The organism is Pseudomonas sp. S36 (genome assembly GCF_016647875.1).
GTDB lineage: Bacteria > Pseudomonadota > Gammaproteobacteria > Pseudomonadales > Pseudomonadaceae > Aquipseudomonas > Aquipseudomonas parafulva.
In genome coordinates this window covers 1-3,034 of record NZ_JACVVG010000090.1, presented here as the reverse complement: position 1 = coordinate 3,034, position 3,034 = coordinate 1, and the positions used below count along the sequence as shown (strand labels likewise).

General features: G+C 56.2%; 1 protein-coding gene. It reads right to left on the bottom strand.

All coding sequences use genetic code 11. The features are described 5' to 3' along the window. Positions 1–3,034 (bottom strand): dolichyl-diphosphooligosaccharide--protein glycosyltransferase subunit 2 (locus IAE36_RS23405; protein WP_236409261.1); only part of this gene is annotated, 3,034 nt, incomplete at both ends.

Below are 3,034 nucleotides of genomic sequence, written 5' to 3'. Positions count from 1 at the left end.
GAACTTGCCAACGTCAGCGCCAGTTACCGAAGCGATGGATTTGACGACCGGGTCATTCGCGCCCACATAAACGTTGTCCGGTGCGGTCACAGTGACCGAGCCGGTGGTGCCGTTCGCCGGAATGGTGATGGTGGTTTTACCATCGTCCAAGGTGAAGGTCAGGGCACCGTGGTTGTTGATCGGCAGACCATCTTTGTTGGTCAGCGTCACGGTGTAGGTGATGTCGCCACCTTCGGTGACCGACGAAGTCGCGGTCAACTTGGCGACTACTTCATCGATGGTGTCGGTGACTTGTACCGAGGCATCGCCACCCAATTGCAGGTTTTCGAAGGTACGGCCGTCGATGTCTACAGCGGACTTGATACCCAGGGTGATGTCGCCAGAGTCTTTGTAGACATCGTCGCCTTGTGCATCGTGAGTATATTGGGCGCTGGTTTCACCGGCTTTGATGGTGATCTGAGCATTGTTGCTCAGGGTCACGACCAAGTCATGGGCCAGTGCAGTGTTGATCTGTACGGTGAAGGTCGGTTTAACGTTCTCGGCAACCGAAGTTTGATCGGCAGTGATGGTGACTTGCACCAGGTCGCCTTGGTTACCAGTGCCTGGGGTACCCGAGCCTGGTTCGTCAGTCACAGTGGTGCTGACCGGGGTTTTATCCAGGGTCAGTTGTTCGAACTTCCAAGCATCAGCGCCACTGACCGAGTCGATGGCGTTTTCTACCGCCGGATTTGTACCGACATAGACGTTGTCCGGCGCGATAGTGGTAGCGGTGCCCACGGTGCTGTTGGCTGGCACTACAACAGTGGTGCCATCTTTGAGGTGGAAATACAGCTCGGCGTGGTTGTTGATCGGCAGACCGTCTTTGTTGGTCAGCGTCACGGTATAGGTAATTTCGCCGCCTTCGGTCACGGAAGAGGTAGCGGTCAACTTGGCTACGACTTCGTCGATCGTGTCAGTGACTTTAACGGACGCGTTACCGCCCAGTTGCAGGTTCTCGAAGGTACGACCGTCGATATCTGCAGCCGCCTTAATACCCAGGCTGATTTCACCCGAGTCCTTATAAACGTCATCGCCTTGCGCAGCGTGCTCATACGAGGCACTGGTCTGGCCAGCCTTGATGGTGACCTGAGCGTTATTGCTCAGGGTCACGACCAGGTCGTGGGCCAGGGCGGTGTTTACGTGCACAGTGAACGTTGGTTTGACGTTTTCAGCGACCGAATCCTGATCGGCAGTGATAGTAACCTTGACGATATCGCCCTGGTTGCCAGTGCCTGGCGTCCCTGAACCTGGCTCGTCGGTGACAGTGGTGCTGACCGGAGTTTTATCCAGGGTCAGTTGTTCGAATTTCCACGCATCAGCGCCACTGACCGAGTCGATGGAGTTTTCGACCGCAGGGTTAGTGCCAACATAGACGTTGTCTGGGGCGATGGCAGTGGCCGAACCCACGGTGCTGTTAGCCGGCACTACAACGGTGGTGCCATCTTTCAGGTGGAAATACAGCTCGGCGTGGTTGTTGATCGGCAGACCGTCTTTATTGGTCAGCGTCACGGTATAGGTGATTTCGCCGCCTTCGGTTACCGAAGAGGTAGCGGTCAACTTGGCTACGACTTCGTCGATCGTGTCAGTGACTTTAACGGACGCGTTACCGCCCAGTTGCAGGTTCTCGAAGGTACGACCGTCGATATCTGCAGCCGCCTTAATACCCAGGCTGATTTCACCCGAGTCCTTATAAACGTCATCGCCTTGCGCAGCGTGCTCATACGAGGCACTGGTCTGGCCAGCCTTGATGGTGACCTGAGCGTTGTTGCTCAGGGTCACGACCAGGTCGTGGGCCAGGGCGGTGTTGATTTGTACGGTGAACGTCGGTTTGACGTTTTCAGCAACGGAAGTCTGGTCAGCGGTGATAGTGACCAACACCAGATCACCTTGGTTGCCTGTACCAGGAGTACCAGAGCCTGGTTCATCTGTCACAGTGGTAGTGACAGTATCGCCGCTCAGTGTGAGCTTCTCGAAGTTCTCACCCCCTGAGACTGCCTCGAGTTTGTTAGCCAACGCAGGCTGGCCACCTACATAGACATCGTCAGCAACTGTAATAGTGGCGCTACCGGACGCACTGTTAGCCGGGATAACAACCTTCGTGCCGTCGGTGAGGGTGAAGGTAAGTGCGCCGTGCTGGGTTACGGACAGACCTTGGGCATTGCTCAGCGTAACCGTGTAGGTGACCTGCCCACCTTCGGTGACAGTCGCCTTATCGACGGTCAGCGTTGCAACGACTTCGCTAATGGTATCGGCGATCTGAACAGTGGCTGGGTTACCGATGACCAAGTGCTCGAACGTTGCACCAGAGACACTAGCGTCAGCGATACCCACCGTGACGGAGCCTGGGTCTTTGATGACATCATCACCTTGAGCCTCAGTCTTGTACACGACTTCGGTTTTACCCGCGTCGATAGTGACCTTGTCCCCGTTCGACAGAGTAACGGTGAGCGGGCGATCCAGAGCCTGGCTGACTTTTACGGTGAAGGACGGCTGCTGGTCTTCGGTCACATTGCCATTGCTGACGATGCTGACAGTGACTGTGTCGATGCTGTCATTAATAGTGGTAACAGCCGGGGTCGGACTTGCGTTCAGCTGTTCGAAGTTGCCACCGGTGGCGTCCTTGATCGTTACGCTGACGGTCGAGCCGTTGTTGTACACATCATTCGGCGGGGTCTGGAAGTCGATGCTGCCTTGGGTTTTACCCGCTTCAACGGTGATGACTTGGCCGTTTGACAGGGTCACGGTAACCGGCGTCTGGGCCGGATTGGTCAGCGTTACGGTGTAAGTGATGACGCCACCTTCGGTCACCGACGGGTTAGCCGTCAGAGTCGCGGTGGTAGTGTCGATCGAATCATTGATCGTGGTAACGGCCGGAGTTGGGTTTGGCGCCAACTGTTCGAAGTTGCCGCCCGAGGCGTCTTTGATTGTGACGCTAACCGTCGAGCCGTTGTTGTAGACGTCATTGGCCGGCGTCTGGAAGTCGATGCTGCCCTGA